At 47.9% G+C, this 15,886-nt stretch carries 12 protein-coding genes; all 12 read left to right on the top strand.

Features of this window, described 5'->3' with window-relative positions:
- The first annotated feature begins 11 nt into the window (after positions 1-11).
- The 12 genes from NBH03_RS05150 to NBH03_RS05095 all read left to right on the top strand — a co-directional run bounded on the left by NBH03_RS05150 (position 12) and on the right by NBH03_RS05095 (position 15,883).
- Positions 12-7,775 carry a helicase-like domain-containing protein gene (locus tag NBH03_RS05150; RefSeq protein ID WP_442872331.1) on the top strand — a complete coding sequence of 2,588 codons (7,764 nt, stop codon included), beginning with the start codon at positions 12-14 and terminating at the stop codon, positions 7,773-7,775.
- A 59-nt stretch (positions 7,776-7,834) separates the two neighbouring features.
- Entirely contained in the window at positions 7,835-8,182 is a 348-nt protein-coding gene (locus tag NBH03_RS05145; RefSeq protein ID WP_250797834.1) for a DUF6664 family protein, read from the top strand.
- 112 nt (positions 8,183-8,294) lie between these two features.
- A complete protein-coding gene (locus NBH03_RS05140) occupies positions 8,295-8,882 on the top strand; it encodes an Ntn hydrolase family protein (protein ID WP_015560128.1) in 588 nt (195 codons plus the stop codon).
- An 84-nt stretch (positions 8,883-8,966) separates the two neighbouring features.
- Entirely contained in the window at positions 8,967-9,956 is a 990-nt protein-coding gene (locus NBH03_RS05135) for a DUF3991 and TOPRIM domain-containing protein (RefSeq protein WP_250797831.1), read from the top strand.
- Between the two features lie 74 nt (positions 9,957-10,030).
- Entirely contained in the window at positions 10,031-10,324 is a 294-nt protein-coding gene (locus NBH03_RS05130; RefSeq protein WP_250797827.1) for a hypothetical protein, read from the top strand.
- A gap of 91 nt (positions 10,325-10,415) precedes the next feature.
- Entirely contained in the window at positions 10,416-10,568 is a 153-nt protein-coding gene (locus NBH03_RS05125) for a DUF3789 domain-containing protein (RefSeq protein ID WP_015522602.1), read from the top strand.
- Complete coding sequence (locus NBH03_RS05120; protein ID WP_250797826.1) at positions 10,528-10,857, top strand: plasmid mobilization protein; 330 nt, start codon at positions 10,528-10,530, stop codon at positions 10,855-10,857. Before NBH03_RS05125 ends, NBH03_RS05120 begins: the two co-directional genes overlap by 41 nt.
- Before the next feature lie 23 nt (positions 10,858-10,880).
- A complete protein-coding gene (locus NBH03_RS05115; protein WP_331476053.1) occupies positions 10,881-12,269 on the top strand; it encodes a relaxase/mobilization nuclease domain-containing protein in 1,389 nt (462 codons plus the stop codon).
- Complete coding sequence (locus NBH03_RS05110; protein WP_250797821.1) at positions 12,211-13,023, top strand: PcfB family protein; 813 nt, start codon at positions 12,211-12,213, stop codon at positions 13,021-13,023. The genes NBH03_RS05115 and NBH03_RS05110 overlap by 59 nt, the downstream gene beginning before the upstream one ends.
- A gap of 6 nt (positions 13,024-13,029) precedes the next feature.
- Complete coding sequence (locus NBH03_RS05105; protein WP_250797816.1) at positions 13,030-13,893, top strand: hypothetical protein; 864 nt, start codon at positions 13,030-13,032, stop codon at positions 13,891-13,893.
- Positions 13,894-13,908: 15 nt separating this feature from the next.
- Positions 13,909-14,106 (top strand): hypothetical protein, encoded by a 198-nt coding sequence (locus tag NBH03_RS05100; protein WP_006857246.1) that lies wholly within the window; start codon positions 13,909-13,911, stop codon positions 14,104-14,106.
- Positions 14,093-15,883 (top strand): VirD4-like conjugal transfer protein, CD1115 family, encoded by a 1,791-nt coding sequence (locus NBH03_RS05095; protein ID WP_250797814.1) that lies wholly within the window; start codon positions 14,093-14,095, stop codon positions 15,881-15,883. Before NBH03_RS05100 ends, NBH03_RS05095 begins: the two co-directional genes overlap by 14 nt.
- The last annotated feature ends 3 nt before the right edge of the window (positions 15,884-15,886 follow it).

The raw sequence follows: 15,886 nt of genomic DNA, 5'->3' as shown, positions 1-15,886 counted from the left end.
GTGTAGGTTGAATGGCTGCGAAGTATCAGCTAATCACAGAGCTGTATCGGCGTACAGGCGTTGCGGTTGCAAAAAATCCGCAGGCGTGGCAGGGTTTTCTGTCCTCTGCCTGCCGCAACTATAAATGCCGTTTTGACGAACAGCTTTTAATATACGCCCAACGCCCCGATGCTGTCGCCGTTGCGAAGCTCGAAACTTGGAACAGGCAGTTCAAGCGTTGGGTCAATAAGGACAGCAAGGGTATTGCCGTATTTGACCCGAAAGGTCGCAGGAATACGCTGAAATACTATTTTGATGTGTCCGACACCCACGAGGGCTATTATGGCAGCCGCCCTGTTCCGATATGGCAGATGGATGAGCGATACGAGCAGGCTGTTATGGAAAGGCTCTCGGACAGGTTTGGAGATGTGGAAAGCACTGACCTTGCTTCTGCCTTAATGGAAACGGCAAAGAACGCCGTGGAGGACAATCTGCAAGACTATTTTTCTCAGTTAAAGGACTGCACGAAAGACAGCTTTTTGGAAGAACTGGACGACTTTAATATAGAAGTCATTTACAGGCGGCTGGCAGCAAACAGCGTTGCTTTTATGCTGATCAGCCGCTGCGGTCTGGATACGAATGAGTTTTTTGACCGAGAAGATTTTGCGGATATTGTAAATTTCAATACCCCTGCAACGATAAACGCCATCGGCGTTGCCACGAGCGATATTGCGGAAATGGCGTTATGGGAAATCTCACAGTCTATCCGAAATGTGCAAATAGCGGAAAAAGACCAGAATCGCACCTTTGCACAAAAAACGCAGGCTCAGTATGATAAAGGCAGACAACAACCCGAAAGGAGCGAATACAATGAGCGAAATCACTTACAGCAGACAGGGGGATTATCTTATTCCCGACCTAACATTACCGACAGAGCCAGAGCTTCCGCTTGGCAGGTACGCTTTGATGCACAGGGATTATCTGGAGAAGCACAAGCGAGTGACCTATCTCAATCTGCTGACATCGGGCAGGCTGAACGGGCATCTGCACGAGGTGGAGCAGACAGCACTCCAGAGGTTGGAGCTTCTGACGAAGCAGCTCTCAGCCGAGCAGGGCGTGACAGAGGAACTGAAAGAGAAAGTACCGATGCAGTGGGTCGGACTGATGAACAACATCCGCAGCCAAGCGGAGGAAGTGATACTGACCGAACTGATTTACAAGTAAGCGTTGCCAAAGATGATGAGGTCAGGGTCAATCTTCCAACCGTAGATGAACAAATCGAAATGATAGCAAAAGCAGAGGACGAAAAAGCCTCTGCTTTTGCTATTTCTAAAGAAGATATTGACTCCGTACTTCAGAAGGGCAGCGGCGTTGCGGACGGAAAATACCGCATCTACCGACAATTCCAAAAGGGTGAGGACAGACAGAAAAATATTGAGTTCCTTAAAAATGAGTATGGAACGGGCGGCGGTACGCACATCTTCCCCGATGGTTTCAGCGGTCATTCTTGGCATGACAGCAAAGGTCTTGCCATTGACCGAAACGGCACTTATACCAATCACGACCTTGTGTTGAAATGGTCACAGGTTGAAAAGCGTCTGCGTGAGCTGATTAAGGATAACCGCTATCTCAATCCGAAAGAAAAAGACCATTATGCCGATTATCTGGAGAGCGTGTCAGCTCTCCAATATGAGATTGACACCCAGAGGAAAATAGCAAGGCAGCGTTTTATTGACGCCCACCGTGACCTGCCGCCTGCCGACAAACGGGATACCCTTGCTTTGCGGCTATCTGACTTTATCCGTGACTTGGACAGGTACGAAAAAGACCTGTTATCTGTTGTGGAACGAAGCGACCTTGCAGATGTTACCGCCGAGCAAATGGAACAGCATCTGTCCGACCCCTCAACTGTTCAACAGCTCATAGACTTTCTTGCACAGGTACAATGGAAAACGACCTCAGTTTTCAGCCGTAGTAATGGGTGGAAGTTTACCGAGGAATTAAGGGAGCTGCACCCACTTTGCTACCTCTACAATGAGGGCGATGTGGTGTATATCGGTGCGGATAAATATGAGATTGCAACACTTACCGAGGAAAAGGTCTATCTGCAAAATGCCGAGTTCCCTATCTTGGGGCAGGAATACAGCCGAGCCGACTTTGAAGAAAAGCTAACGGAAAATCCTGCAAACGACCATCTGAAAGTGCTCGTAACCGAGAAACAGAGGACAGAAACACCGTCCGAGAAAAAGCAGGACGGAATACAGTTTTCTATCGGTTTTTCCGAACACCCTGCCTTTTATGACAGACAGCTTAATGACCGCTATACGGATTTGAGCTTTGCTCTGGGTAATAAGCTGCTTGGTATTTTGGACGAGAAACAGCACCGTGAGCGTGAGGGCGATAAAAATATCGGGTGGTATCACAAGACAGATTTTGTTATCAAGGCTGTTATCGGCGGCGAGGAATTTAACTATGAAGGGCGGTTTGATATTGGCGATGGTGAGGGAGATTTAATTGCTCACATTAAGAATTTTTACGATTATGCCTTATCGCCAAAGGGCGAACAGCTATATGGAGATGACCGAGAAAGCCTGCTCCGTGGCAGAGATGAGTTTATCCCATTCTTGGAACAGCACACCGAGCTGACCCAAGAGGACGAAAAGCTCCTTGATGAGATTATGGCTACCGAAAGTGATTGGTACAGGACAGCCGAGGAAGCCGAAGAAAAACCACAGGCGTATGCCGATAAACTGAATGGCTCAGAAGCTCCTGCCATTGAAACGGAGCAATCCACAGACGACCTCATAGGCAGGGAAATCATCATAGATAACCGTAAATATCTCATTGAGAGCATCGGGAAAATCAGCGGTGATGTGTCCCTGCGTGACATCACATTCCAGAACAATGTGGGTTTTCCGATAAACCGAGTGGAGAAAATCGGCTATATCCAAAAGCTATTGGAACAGGAAAAAACCGAATTACCACCCGAAGAAAAAACGGAAACTCTTGCCACAGACCGTCATAATTTCCGTATTACCGATGATGCCATCGGTATCGGCGGAGCAAAAGAAAAGTTCCGTAACAATATGGCGGCAATCAACCTGCTGCACGAGCTTGAAATCGAAAACCGCCTTGCCACACCTGAAGAACAGGAAGTCCTATCTCGGTATGTCGGTTGGGGCGGTCTTTCTATGGCATTTGATGAACACAATGCAGCGTGGGCGGAGGAATTTAAGGAGCTATATGCCAGCCTATCCCCAGAGGAATACCGTGCCGCTATGGAGTCAACGCTGACCGCTTTTTATACGCCGCCTGTTGTTATCAAGGCGATGTATGACGCACTTGACCGCCTGGGCTTTTCACAGGGAAATATCTTGGAGCCGTCCTGCGGGACAGGCAATTTCTTTGGTCTGCTTCCCGAAAGTATGCAAAACAGCAAGCTCCACGGCGTGGAAATCGACTCTCTTACAGGCAGGATTGCAAAGCAGCTCTACCAAAAAGCGAACATTGCCATTGAGGGCTTTGAGAAAACGAATCTCCCAGACGACCATTTTGATGTAGTCATCGGCAATGTGCCGTTTGGGGAGATAAGGGTCAATGACAGCCGATACAACGCCCAGAAGTTCCTCATACACGACTACTTTTTCGCAAAGGCTCTGGATAAAGTCCGTGCCGGCGGCGTTGTGATGTTCATTACCTCAAAGGGTACGATGGATAAAGCAAGTCCAGAGGTACGCAAGTATATCGCCCAGAGAGCCGAGCTTTTAGGTGCTATCCGTCTGCCTGACAACACCTTTAAGGCAAACGCAGGCACGGAGGTCACGAGCGATATTCTTATCCTGCAAAAGCGTGACCGAGTGATGGATATAGAGCCAGACTGGGTACACCTTGATACGGACGACAACGGTGTTACGATGAACAGATATTTTATCGAACACCCCGAAATGGTGTTGGGCGAAATAAAGATGGAAAGCACACGCTTTGGTACTTTTGAGCCTGTTTGTAAAGCCCGTAAGGATATACCACTTTCCGAGCTTCTGTCCAATGCAGTTCAGAGGATAAACGGCGAAATCCCAGAGCTTGATAATGGGGTTGATGAAATCTCCGATGAGCAGGAGCTTTCCGTTCCTGCTGACCCAAATGTGCGTAACTTCTCTTTTACTCTGGTGGACGGAAGTGTTTACTTCCGAGAGAATGACCGTATGCAACTTGCTTCTGTGTCGATGACCGCAGAAAACCGTATCAAAGGGCTTATCCAAATCCGTGACTGTGTGCGTAAGCTCATTGAGTATCAGACCGAGGATTACCCAGAGGAAATGATATGCACTGAGCAGGAAAACCTCAACCGTCTGTATGATGCCTATACAGCAAAATACGGTCTAATCAACAGCCGAGGAAATTATCTTGCTTTTGCTTCAGACGAGAGCTACTTCCTTTTATGTTCTCTGGAGGTGCTTGATGATGAGGGCAACTTCAAACGGAAGGCGGATATGTTCACGAAGCGGACCATCAAGCCCCACCGTGAGATTACCTCTGTTGAAACCGCAAGCGAAGCCCTTGCCCTCTCTATCGGGGAGAAAGCCCGTGTTGATTTGCCTTATATGGAGCAGCTCACAGGCAAAACGCAGACTGAGCTTGTGCGGGATTTACAAGGTGTTATCTTCAAAGTACCGAACTCCGAGCCTGTTTCCTATGTAGCTGCAGACGAGTATCTGTCGGGAAATGTCCGAAACAAGCTGACGGTTGCGGAGCTTGCTGCCAAGAATGACCCAGAGCTTGCAGTTAATGTGGAAGCCTTGAAAAAGGTCATTCCCAAAGACCTCTCGGCGGCGGAAATCTCTGTCCGTCTGGGTGCGACTTGGATACCGCAGGAAGATATACAGCGGTTTGTGATGGAGCTTTTAACTCCGTCAAGCTATGCCGCAGGAAGATTAAAGGTACGATACACCCCGATAAACGGAGACTGGTTCATAGAGAATAAAAGCTCCGATATGGGGAATGTAAAGGCGGACAGCACCTATGGTACGAAAAGAGCTTCCGCCTATCGTATTATTGAGGACACCTTAAACCTGCGTGACACCCGTATCTTTGATTATGTGTATGACGAACACGGCAATAAAAAAGCGGTGTTCAATGCAAAGGAAACTACGGCGGCACAGGCGAAGCAGGAAGTCATCAAGCAGGCATTTCAGGATTGGATATGGAAAGACCCAGAACGGCGAAACCGTCTTGTCCGTTATTACAACGACACTTTTAACTCTGTGCGACCCCGTGAATATGACGGAAGCCATATCACTTTCGGAGGTATCAGCCCAGAAATCACACTAAGACCCCATCAAGTCAACGCCATCGCCCATATCCTTTATGGCGGCAATACGCTCCTTGCCCATAAGGTGGGAGCAGGAAAAACCTTTGAAATGGTAGCCGCCGCACAGGAAAGCAAACGGCTCGGCTTATGCCAGAAGTCAATGTTTGTTGTACCAAATCATCTTGTCAGTCAGTGGGCTTCTGAGTATCTGCGGCTCTATCCGAGTGCAAATATCCTTGTTACAACAAAGCAGGATTTTGAAACAGGAAACCGCAAGAAGTTCTGCGGCAGGATTGCCACGGGCGACTATGATGCAGTCATTATTGGGCATTCGCAGTTTGAAAAAATTCCGATGAGCATAGAACGCCAGAGGGAGCAGTTGGAAAAGCAGCTTGATGATATTGAGCGTGGCATTGACGATGTGCAGGCTTCCAAAGGTGAGCAGTTCACGGTCAAACAGCTAATGAAAACCCGAAAGGCAATCAAGACGAAGCTCGAAAAACTCAACGACACCAAGCGTAAGGATACGGTTATCGACTTTGAACAGCTCGGCGTTGACAGGCTTTTCATTGATGAGAGCCATTTTTACAAGAATTTGTACCTCTACACCAAGATGCGAAATGTAGGCGGTATCGCCCAGACCGAAGCCCAGAAATCAAGCGACCTCTTTATGAAATGCCGCTATCTGGACGAAATCACGGGCAACCGTGGCACGGTTTTCGCAACGGGTACGCCTGTCAGCAATTCAATGGTTGAGCTGTACTCCGTTCAGAGGTACTTGCAGTATGACACCCTTGCACAGAACGGTTTGCAGCATTTTGACAGTTGGGCTTCTACCTTTGGAGAAACGGTTACAGCTCTGGAATTAGCACCCGAAGGCACAAATTACCGAGCCAAGACGAGGTTTGCCAAGTTCTATAACCTGCCAGAGCTGATGCAGATGTTCCGTGAGGTGGCGGATATTCAGACCGCCGATATGCTAAAGCTCCCCGTGCCAAAGGTCAATTACCACAATATTAAGACCAAGCCGAGCGAGATACAGACCGAGATGGTAGCTTCCCTTGCGAAGCGGGCTGAGAAAGTCAGGGCAAGGCTTGTCGAGCCGAACATCGACAATATGCTCAAGATAACCAATGACGGGCGGAAACTGGCTCTTGACCAGAGAATGATTGACCCGATGTTGCCAGATGACCCAGACAGTAAAGTCAATGCCTGTGTGGATAATGTGTACCGTATCTGGGAGGAACACGCCGATACCAAAGTGACGCAGCTTGTGTTCTGCGACCTGTCCACCCCGAAAAATGACGGTACTTTCAATGTCTATGACGATATGAGGGAGAAGCTGATAGCCCGTGGTATCCCTGCGGAGCAGGTACGCTTTATTCACGAAGCGACCACGGATGCACAGAAAAAGGAGTTGTTCGGCAAGGTCAGAAGCGGCGAAGTCCGTGTGCTGTTCGGTTCTACTCCGAAGATGGGAGCAGGTACGAACGTGCAGGACAGGCTCATAGCAATCCATAACCTTGATTGTCCGTGGCGTCCTTCCGACCTTGAACAAAGGCAGGGGCGTATCGAACGGCAGGGCAATATGTTCCCAGAGGTGGAGGTTTACCGCTATGTGACCGAGCAGACTTTTGATGCCTACCTCTATCAGTTGGTGGAGAGCAAACAGAAATTTATCAGCCAGATAATGACGAGCAAAAGCCCTGTCCGCTCTGCCGAAGATGTGGACGAGGTTGCCCTGTCCTTTGCAGAGGTTAAAATGCTTGCCACAGGCGATGCCCGTTTTAAGGAAAAGATGGATTTGGATATACAGGTATCAAAGCTCCGAGTGTTAAAGCAGAGTTATCTTTCCGAGCATTACGACCTTGAGGATAGAGTGCTGAAATACTATCCTCAGACCATTAAGGAGTATGAGGAACGCATTGCAGGCTATGAAAATGATGTAGCTCTTGCCGAACAGCACAAGTCGCAGGGCGAGGATAAGTTCTGCCCGATGACCCTAAAAGGCGTGACCTACACCGAAAAGGCAGACGCAGGCGAAATGTTTCTTGCAATCTGCAAGGATTATCCGATGTCCGCACCTACCGAAATCGGCAGCTATCGAGGTTTCCGAATGGAGATTTATTATGATACCGTCAACGCCCATTACTGTATGAACCTCTGCGGAAAGGCAAAGCATAAGGTGGATTTAGGCTCTGATGCTCTCGGAAATCTGACCCGAATTGAGAACGAGCTGTCAAAGCTCTCCGCTAGACTGGAAGCTGCCAAGACCAAAAAAGCGGAAACTATCGCACAGCTTGAAATCGCAAAGGAGGAAATCAAGAAGCCCTTTGCCTTTGAAGATGAGCTGAAAGAAAAAACAGAACGGCTGAACGCTCTTAACATTGAGCTGAATCTGAATGAAAAAGATACTTCCGTTATGGATACCGAGCCAGAGCAGGCAGAAGAACAGCCCGAAAGAAAATGTGCAAGTCGGGAGAGATAATGTGGTTTGCATATTTGTATTGCTGATTTCTGGGAAGTATAATAGGTGTAGATTAGTAAATGTCGGAGGTGAAAGGTGTGCTTGATAATTTCAGATTTGAAACCTTTGTTGATGTGCATAGCAACATCTTTGCTGAATATCTAAGCTCCGTTATCGCAGAGCTGCCCAAAGAAAATCCAGAATACCGTTCCACAGAGGAAAGGATAGAGGAACTCTACAAGGAGTATCCCAAAGTGATGGCAGTTTTGGATACGGAAAAGCCGAGTGATTTATCCGAGCAGGAGTGTAAGGCTTTGATAGAAGTTTTGGAGCTTCGGAACAGGCTCAGCGATATGCAGCAGGAAGCAATCTATTTCAGAGGGTGCTATGACAGCGTTGGGTATCTCAAAAAGGCAGGAATTTTATAACCGAGAACGGCGGCATTGGCGTGGAGCTGATGCCGCTTTTACATAGCCGCAGAGGTGGAAAAATTCATAAAAATGTGGTATGATTTTTAAATCAGTAAGGAGGTGACAGTTTATGAGTGTTATCTTTGGAATAAAAGAAAATAACCGTATAATTATTGCAGGCGATAAGCGAGGGTCAAGTATTGACGGGAAAACTTTGTCAGATGATTTAGACAAAGTCCTTATGATAAATGACCATTTAGCTTTTTCAAGTGCAGGTAACGCAGCTATTGAAAAGGCTATTTCAATAGATTTGAACAAGGCGACAAATAAAGATTGCCTAACTACCGATGATTTACTTGATATTATAAAAGCATTTTATAAGCGAGTAGCCGATACAAATTGTGATGCTATATTAGCTTTGCCGTTCTATTTTCTCATAGCAGGTAAAGGGCGTGACGGTAATGCAAGCCTAATATCGGGAGGTAATATCAAGGGTCGTTTAGATGCAAAAGATGTTCCAATGGCTCTTTTTCCACCTGCCGATGCAAAAATGCAGGAGTGCTGCGATTGCTTTGCAAAAAATTATAAGTTGCATAATTCAGAGTTTGTAGAAAAAACAATTAAGGAAATTGCGAATATTAGTAATTTGGTAAGCCCTACGGGTAACAAATGGATTTATAATATCGCAACAGAAAAAGGGATGCTTTTTTCATTCTAAAAGAACTATATTTTACATAGCCGAGAGGTTTTCATTTGACGAAATCCCCTCGGCTTTTTCTATTTCTGGAGGTGATTTTATCCATTGAGAACTAACCGACCCTATGTGCAGATTGACCCAGATGTGCTTGAACGGGTACGCCAGATTGACCTGTTATCCTATCTGCGTGAGTTTGAGCCGAGCAATCTCGTTAAGGTCAAAGGCACAAGCAATGTGTACTGTACCGCAGAACATGACAGCTTGAAGATTTCCAACGGCAAATGGTATTGGTGGTCGAGGGGTTTCGGCGGCTATTCTGCCCTCGATTATCTCATCAAGGTCAAGGAATATGACTTTGTGGAAGCCGTGGAAATTCTCACGGGACAGACGCTGGCGGACTGGAAGCCGCCCCCTGCTCCCAAGAAAGATGAACCGAAAGTCCTGCTCCTGCCGTCCCAAAATAAGGATTGTAACAGAGTGATACAGTATCTTTTCGGGCGTGGTATTGACTATCAGCTCATACAAGAGTGTATCTCAGACGGAACGCTCTACGAGAGTGCCGATTACCACAATGCTGTTTTTATTGGGAAAGATGAAAGCGGAACACCGAAATATGCCGCCCTGCGAAGCACTCTCGGCAGCACTTTCAAGCAGGACGCATCGGGCAGCGATAAGCGGTATTCGTTCCGACTTCTGGCAAGAGAGCCAACGGATACCGTGCATTTATTTGAAGCCGCCATTGATTTACTGTCCTATGCCACTTATCTGAAATGCGAGGGCAAGGACTACAAATCGGAAAGCCTGCTTTCTCTTTCGGGCGTGTATCAGCCAAAGAAAGAGATGAAGGACAGCAAAATCCCCGTAGCCCTCACAACTTTTTTGAGTGTCAATCCACAAATTAAAACCATCGTTCTGCATCTGGATAATGACAAGGTAGGCAGGCTTTGTACTGCCACTTTGAAGGAACTGTTGCAGAAAGACTACAAAATCGTTGATGAGCCTCCGCCTGTTGGCAAGGACTTCAACGATTTTTTGTTGTCCTATCTGAAAATTGCAAGACCTATGCCCAAGCGTGAAAGGAGTGATGTCCGTTGATTGTGTAGCAGTTTTTGTCCAGAAAGACACCGAAACCAAATCAAAATTTAATGCTGAAAGCGAGGAATGAACCATTGAAAAAGTATGATGTAACCCTTACTGCCCATTACCAAAAGACCATTTCCGTTTGTGCGGAGAGTGCAGAACAGGCAAAAGCAAAGACCGAAATTATCCTGTTCGATACCGACCTTATCAACTTTACTGACGATGATTTTGTCTGCGGCGAAGCCGATATTACCGAGCAGAGCGAGGACAGTCTTGATAGTGCGTGCGAGAACACACTACAGGAAAATGAGGATTGTTCGGACTGTCCGTACTTCTGCCCCGTGTGCGGTGAGTGTATGTATGAGGACGACTGCGAGGAATGAGATGTCTTACCAAGCACTGAATTTGGTTAGCCAAATTCGCTTGTTAGGGGGCAGCCCCTAATACCCCGTGAGAACAGAAAGGAGTTCAAGAATGAGTGAGTTCTTATTTTTCATTATCGGCACAATGCTCGGCGGTCTGTTCGGCGTTGTGTGTATGTGCTGCTTGCAGATAAACAGACTTTCCGAGAGAAAGGAAGAGGACAATGCGAAAAAGAAATGTGCAGATACTTTTCCGTCTGACTGAGGAGGAAGCCGAACACCTTAATGGGCTTGTGCGGAAATCGGGTCGCTCAAAAGAAGCCTTTTTAAGAGAAATGGTAAGGGGCTATCAGCTCTGCGAGAAGCCCGACCCAGAGTTCTATAAAATGATGCGTGAGCTGTCCGCCATTGGCAACCGTATCAATCAGCTTGCGGTTAAGGCAAACGCCCTCGGTTTTGTGGATACCCCGATGCTCCGTGAGGAAGCAAGGAAATGGCACGAATTTCAGATTGACATTCGCAAAAGGTATCTGTTTCCACGCAGGTCATCGTAATGGCGGTCTGCGAGATATGGGATGTGCGTGGCAGGCTCGACCACCCAATCGACTATGCCGAAAATCCCGAAAAGACCGCCAACCCCAAATACACCGAAGCCGACCTGCAGGCGATGGTCGATGTAATGGAGTACGCTACTAATAAGGATAAGACCGAGCAGCGTTTTTTTGTCACAGGCGTAAACTGTGAGCCGACCACCGCCAGAGATGAAATGATGATTGCCAAAGTCCAATGGAACGACACGAGTGAGATTGTCTGTTACCACGGCTTTCAGAGCTTCAAGCACGGTGAGGTTACGCCAGAGCAGGCTCACGAAGTCGGTGTTAAACTTGCCGAGCGAATGTGGGGCGATAGATTTCAAGTCATCGTTGCCACCCACCTAAATACCGACTGCTTGCATAATCACTTTGTCGTGAACTCTGTTTCTTTTGCGGACGGTATGCACTACCACGACAACAAAGCAAATCTGCGGCTGCTCCGTCAGCGTTCCGATGAGCTTTGCCGTGAGTATGCCCTGTCCGTCATCGAACATCCAAGCGGCAAGAAAAAGCCCTACGCCCTTTACCAAGCCGAAAAGCAGGGGCGACCCACGAGGGATAATGTTGCCAGACAAGCGGTGGATGAAGCTATCAGCAAATCATTCACGCTGAAAGACTTTGACCGCCAGTTGACAGAAATGGGTTACCGCATAAACTTTGACCCCAACCGCAAGTATTGGACGATTATAGGCAAGGGCTGGCAAAGACCCAAGCGGCTTTATAAGCTCGGAGAGGAATATACCAATGACAGGATTATGGAGCGTATCAGCGAAAATTCCTATGCGGTCAAATTTCAGAGCTTCTCAGAGCCACAGCCAAAGGTCAAGGTCTATCGGGTCAAAGGCTCATTGAAGAATGCCAAGAAAATCGGCGGCTTGCGTGGGCTGTATCTCCATTACTGCTATCAGCTCGGTATCCTGCCAAAAGACAGAAAACAAAATTATGCACGGCTTCATTATCTCTTAAAGGACGACCTTATGAAGATGGAAGCCATCACACAGGAAACAAGGCTGCTTTGCCGCAATCACATTGATACGGCAGAGCAGCTTTGTTCATATAAAGGCTCTCTGGAAACGGAGATGTCTGCCCTGCTTCAGAAGCGAAAGGAGCTTTACTCCAAATCCCGCAGGACAAGCGGCGAAGAAAAGGAAGCGGTCAAGGCAGAGCTTTCCGATATTTCGGGGCGGTTGAAAGTTATACGAAAGGAGGTCAGACTGTGCGAGGGCATTTCCGCCCGTAGTGATACCCTCAAGGAAAAATTGCAGACGATACGGGCAGACGAACGCGAACAGCAAAGAAAGGAGCTGATGAAGAATGAACACAGGCGGCGAAGCGGCAGAACAAATCGTCCGAATGAGCTTGGAGGGCTTTGAGGTCGCTGCCAAAATCACAGGTGCAGGTGCGAAGAACATCGCTATCCTGTTGTATTCCATTCTTAAAGAAGAAAGGAAAACCAAAGGCAAAGCAAGGCTGACGAGTATGCTCCGTTCTGGCAAGGAGCTGAAAGTCTTTACCGTCAAAAACGGTGACTTAAAGAAGTTCACTCAAGAAGCAAAAAAATACGGTGTGCTTTACTGTGTCCTCACAGACAGGAAAAACAAAGACCCCAATGCAGAGGTCGATGTCATCGCCCGTGCCGAGGACGCATCGAAAATCAGCCGTATCGTGGAACGCTTTAATCTTGCTTCGGTGGATACCGCTTCTATTGTGACGGAAGCTGAGAAATCCAAAGATGCAAAGGACGGTCAGCCAGAGCCAGATATTGGTGTGCAGGAAAAGGCGGAGAAAGATAAGCTGCTTGACGAGCTTATGGGCAAGCCTGTCCAGAAGGAGGAAAACGCCCCAAACCCCTCGGTGGCAAAGACAGAAAAATCCCCTCAGTCCGAGCCTACCTCAGAGCAGCCAAAGAAGTCCGCAGAGGGGGCTACTATGACTAAGGAGAAACCTTCTGTCAGAGAGGAACTGCGGAAAATCAAGGAGAGCCGCAAGGAGCAGGAAGCAGAGATTGGCACTTCCGCCCTGGACAAAAGCGGAGCTTCCGACAGGGCGAAAAGTGCTAACAGGAAAACGGAGCATAAACAGCCCCAGAGAAAGAAAAAGAAACCAAAATCCAAAGAAACGAGGTAAACAGCTATGAGTATTTACGATGTATTCAGCGGCGGCAACAGACCTTTTGATAAAGAGGAATGGGCTGCCGCAAAGCAGGCACAGCGGAAAGAAGCCTATGAGCTGATTGACAATACCTGCTCTGAAATGATGGCAAGCGGCGACAGCTTCCGTCAGTATCTTGATGTGCAGGGTCGCTTTGACCGCTACTCCGTGGCTAACGCTATTCTGGTATCAGCACAGATGCCCGAAGCAACGCAGCTTAAAGAGTACAACAAATGGAAAGCGAGCCGTGTCTATGTGAACAAGGACGCACAAAAAATCATTATTCTTGAGCCGAGCAAGGAATACACCCGTGAGGACGGGACAAAGGGCGTCTCCTACAATGCCAAAGTGGTTTATGACATTTCTGAAACCTCGGCAAAGGACAGGCAGCAGGAACAGGAGCCGAAATCCATGCGTGAGCTTGTGTCGGCTCTGATTGATGCAAGCCCTGTACCCTGTGTTCCTGTCGGTGAGCTTGAACTGCCTGCCTATTATGACAGTTCTCAGCAGACCATTTTTGTCAAGAAGGGGCTTTCCGAGGAAGTGCTGTTCGTAAGTATGGCAAAAGAAGTGTCGGCGGCGGTCTATGATTTTAAGTACAACGAGAGCCGTGATGCTTCCGATTTCAAATCCTTCTGCGTTGCCTATATGGTAAGCTCCCGTTACGGTGTGGATACCAGAGGTTTTGACTTCTCCAGATTTCCCAGAGAGTATGCGGAAATGGATACGCAGGCGTTCAAGGGAGAGCTTGGCACGATGCGTGATGTTCTGGGCGAAATCCAGAGCGATATGTATAAGAGTATGGAGAAGAACAAGCCTGCAAAGAACAAAGAGCAGGAACGCTAATCGGAGGTGCAGACTATGAGAGAGGAACGATACCATATCGCACTTGATAAGTACGATAAGAATATCGTCATCAACGCCTTAAACACCCTGCGTACACGGCAGTTACAGGAGGAACGCCCCACCGAGCCTGTTGACGAGCTGATAAGCAAGGTGGCACACGCTCCGACAAAAAAGGTTAAGGTCGTGCATTGCAGGTGCAATGAGGAACGATGACCAGAAAACGAGCCTAATCCTTTCTGTCTGCGGCATACTTCCTGTCGTATGGCTTGCCCTGCTGACAGCACCCTATGTCAGCGGCGGTCTTGTAGAGATTATCCGAGGTCTGCCTGTGGCGATGGGCAATCCGTTTGAAATAATGGTATGTGAGGACAGCGTAAAGACTGTCCTTATTTTTTTACTTGCCTACGCTATGGGCATCGGCGTTTATTTCTCTAGACTCAGGAATTACCGCAGGCGTGAGGAACACGGCTCTGCGAAATGGGGCAACGCAGGTGCTTTGAATAAGAAGTACCGAGATAAAGACCCGTCAGCCAATAAGCTCTTGACCCAGAATGTCCGTATCGGGTTGGACGGGAAAAAGCACCGTAGGAATCTGAATATTTTAGTCTGCGGCGGCTCTGGTGCGGGAAAAACGAGGTTTTTCTGCAAGCCAAATGCTATGCAGTGCAACACATCTTTTGTAATACTCGACCCAAAGGGCGAAATCGTCCGTGACATCGGCGGTCTGTTGGAAAACAAAGGCTATGAGGTGCGTGTGCTTGACCTTATCAATATGCACCGCAGCCATTGTTACAATCCCTTTGTCTATCTGCGGAACGATAACGATGTTCAGAGGTTGGTAACAAACTTGTTTAAGGCGACCACGCCGAAAGGCTCACAGTCGCAAGACCCGTTCTGGGATACGGCGGCGAGTATGCTGCTTCTGGCTCTGGTGTTCTATCTGAAATATGAAGCACCGCCAGACGAGCAGAATTTCCCGATGGTTATAGAGCTGCTCCGTGCAGGCGAAGTCCGAGAGGACGATGACAGCTATGTAAGCCCTCTGGACGAGCTGTTTGACCGTCTGGAAATGGTAAACCCAGAGCATATCGCCCTAAAGTATTACAGGGATTACCACAGTGGTAGTGCAAAGACCTTAAAGAGTATCCAGATAACCCTTGCCGCAAGGCTTGAAAAATTCAATCTGGAGAGCCTTGCAGGGCTTACCGCCACCGATGAGCTTGACCTGCCAAGTCTGGGAGAAAAGAAGGTCGCTCTGTTCGCTCTGATACCAGACAACGACACGAGCTTTAACTTCCTTGTCAGTATCCTTTATACCCAGCTCTTTCAACAACTTTTTTATCTGGCAGACCACAAGTACGGCGGAAGCCTGCCTGTGCATTGCCATTTCATAATGGACGAATTTGCGAATGTTTCATTGCCTGATGACTTTGATAAAATCCTGTCCGTTATGCGTTCCAGAGGGGTATCGGTATCCATTATCCTGCAAAATCTGGCACAGCTCAAAGCCCTTTTTGAAAAGCAATGGGAAAGCATTGTCGGCAACTGCGATGAGTTTCTGTATCTGGGCGGCAACGAGCAAAGCACCCACAAATATGTGTCAGAGCTTTTGGGCAAGGAAACCATTGATACCAACACCTACGGGAAAAGCTCTGGGCGGAGTGGTAACTATTCAACAAATTATCAGATTTCGGGGCGTGAGCTGATGACCCCAGACGAAGTGCGTATGCTTGATAACCGTTACGCACTTCTTTTTGTGCGTGGAGAACGCCCCGTTATGGACTTCAAGTATGACATCTTGAAGCACCCGAATGTGAAGCTGACGGCTGACGGAGGGCAACCGCCGTATATCCACGGAGAGCCTACGCAGGCTGTCGCAACCCTTGTGTTTGACAGTGATATTCCAGATAACGCCGTGAGCGTGAAAGCTGTCAGCACTTCCTATGAGCTTCTGTCCGATGAGGACTTGGAAGAAATATTCAATTTATAAGGA

The organism is Coprococcus intestinalis (genome assembly GCF_023656595.1).
Taxonomy (GTDB): Bacteria; Bacillota; Clostridia; order Lachnospirales; family Lachnospiraceae; genus Coprococcus_A; species Coprococcus_A intestinihominis.
The sequence above is the reverse complement of the archived record's forward strand: the minus strand, read 5'-3'. Positions and strand labels throughout refer to the sequence as shown.

Excerpts from the sequence above, each read along its gene's own strand:
- NBH03_RS05145 (WP_250797834.1), top strand. The coding sequence starts at position 7,835 with ATGTCGGAGGTGAAAGGTGTGCTTGATAATTTCAGATTTGAAACCTTT.
- NBH03_RS05125 (WP_015522602.1), top strand. The coding sequence starts at position 10,416 with ATGAGTGAGTTCTTATTTTTCATTATCGGCACAATGCTCGGCGGTCTG.
- NBH03_RS05105 (WP_250797816.1), top strand. The coding sequence starts at position 13,030 with ATGAGTATTTACGATGTATTCAGCGGCGGCAACAGACCTTTTGATAAA.
- NBH03_RS05095 (WP_250797814.1), top strand. The coding sequence starts at position 14,093 with ATGAGGAACGATGACCAGAAAACGAGCCTAATCCTTTCTGTCTGCGGC.
- NBH03_RS05100 (WP_006857246.1), top strand. The coding sequence starts at position 13,909 with ATGAGAGAGGAACGATACCATATCGCACTTGATAAGTACGATAAGAAT.
- NBH03_RS05150 (WP_442872331.1), top strand. The coding sequence starts at position 12 with ATGGCTGCGAAGTATCAGCTAATCACAGAGCTGTATCGGCGTACAGGC.
- NBH03_RS05120 (WP_250797826.1), top strand. The coding sequence starts at position 10,528 with ATGCGAAAAAGAAATGTGCAGATACTTTTCCGTCTGACTGAGGAGGAA.
- NBH03_RS05140 (WP_015560128.1), top strand. The coding sequence starts at position 8,295 with ATGAGTGTTATCTTTGGAATAAAAGAAAATAACCGTATAATTATTGCA.
- NBH03_RS05110 (WP_250797821.1), top strand. The coding sequence starts at position 12,211 with ATGAACACAGGCGGCGAAGCGGCAGAACAAATCGTCCGAATGAGCTTG.